We start from the raw sequence: 1,457 nt of genomic DNA, 5'->3' as shown, positions 1-1,457 counted from the left end.
GATACCCCTGTCAAAAGGGTATAGTATCCCTGTGACAGATTTCAGAGCAATGATTAAGCTGTCAAGGTTCGTTAATCGCTTCTATTCCAGCTGTACATTCAATTTGCCAATATTTGAAAAAGTCTCATAGAACTCATTCTTATAAGGACAGCTACTACACAGCTTGAATGTTGTATATCTTGCTGAATGAATTACTTTTGCAGCAATCTTCAGCAGTTTTAAACGGACGGTATCTATACGTTGTTTGCGCATATTTGCTGATAACGCCAATCGTCTAAACCAATTAAATACGTTATAAGCAAGAGCATGTACCTGAAGTCTGTTGGCATTTACAATTCTCGTATGGCTGCTTACAGAAGCAAAGTCAAAACTATTTTTGCTTTCCTTAATGAAATTTTCCATCAAGCCTCTCTTGCTGTAAAATTTGAGGAGATACTCCGGTGATGAATCCATATTTGTCACAAGAAACGTGTACAAGTAAACTATTTGGTTTTCCGGCTTTTCCAATTTACAGACCACACGCCTTTCATAAGGCCATGGACCTGCTTGATACATGAATTCACCATAAACTACCGCGTAATCCACTTTATTTTCTTTGGTGATTTCATCAAGCTCATCAACAAGGTATGACACTTTTTCTCTAAGAACCGCATTCTCTTTCAGACGAATGACATAGCTTGTTCCATTTTCCTCGCATTGTTTATATAGCTCAGGCGTTGCAAAACCACTATCACCACGAAGCAAAAGATGAATGGCTGGATAATCCCTTAGATATTCGTCAAGTATTGGTTGCAGGAAATCTACTACACCAGTACAAGAATACTTGTTTCCATCCCGGAGCTGGATTTTTATTAAATCTCCCGTTATTCCGTCATAGCAAACAAGTGGATGATAGCCATTGCTCTGATAGTGGAAGTTAAAGGCTCTACCTTCCTGTTTTCCATATGTATCAAGAAGGGTGGAATCAAGATCAAGGATAATTGCTTCCGGCATTTGAATACTGTAGATTCTTTTTCTGAGTATTCTGCCAATGGTCAGGAACTGATTTAGGGTATCCTCATCCATTCGATTGAAGAATCTGGATACCGTTGGCTGAGATGCTAATGCATCTTTCTCAAGTACAGCTTTGAATACCGGATCATTCGTAAGTTCGTCCGAAGCATCATCTTCAAAGTAACCTGCAATGATTAAATATATCATCTGAAGGAGATTATCCTTATCTATGTGATATCGAAATGCCGCAGAATCATTAGTCTTGAATGCATGCTCAAAAAGCTTATCAATACCGAGTTTGCTTACGAATTCTTTGATAAGAAGTAAGCCTGCATCGGAGGATAAATCACCTCCATCGAAATTAATTTTAATCTGTCTATTGCTTTTTAAAGCTAAGGTGTTTACAATACTCATAAAGGGCTCCTTTGTTGTGTATTTTTGAGACTTTGATCACCTTAATTTTA

1 protein-coding gene is annotated in these 1,457 nt (G+C 37.8%); it reads right to left on the bottom strand.

Translation table 11 applies throughout. From position 1 onward, the window contains the following. Positions 1 to 81: 81 nt before the first annotated feature. Positions 82 to 1,407, bottom strand: a complete 1,326-nt coding sequence (locus ACTNES_RS20800) for an IS1380 family transposase (RefSeq protein WP_441040571.1) — start codon at positions 1,405 to 1,407, stop codon at positions 82 to 84. Between the last annotated feature and the right edge of the window lie 50 nt (positions 1,408 to 1,457).

Origin of the sequence: Blautia sp. HCP3S3_D9, assembly GCF_052063845.1 — a bacterium.
Taxonomy (GTDB): Bacteria; Bacillota; Clostridia; order Lachnospirales; family Lachnospiraceae; genus Blautia_A.
This window is presented reverse-complemented; position numbering and strand designations above follow the sequence as displayed.

Excerpts from the sequence above, each read along its gene's own strand:
- ACTNES_RS20800 (WP_441040571.1), bottom strand. The coding sequence starts at position 1,407 with ATGAGTATTGTAAACACCTTAGCTTTAAAAAGCAATAGACAGATTAAA.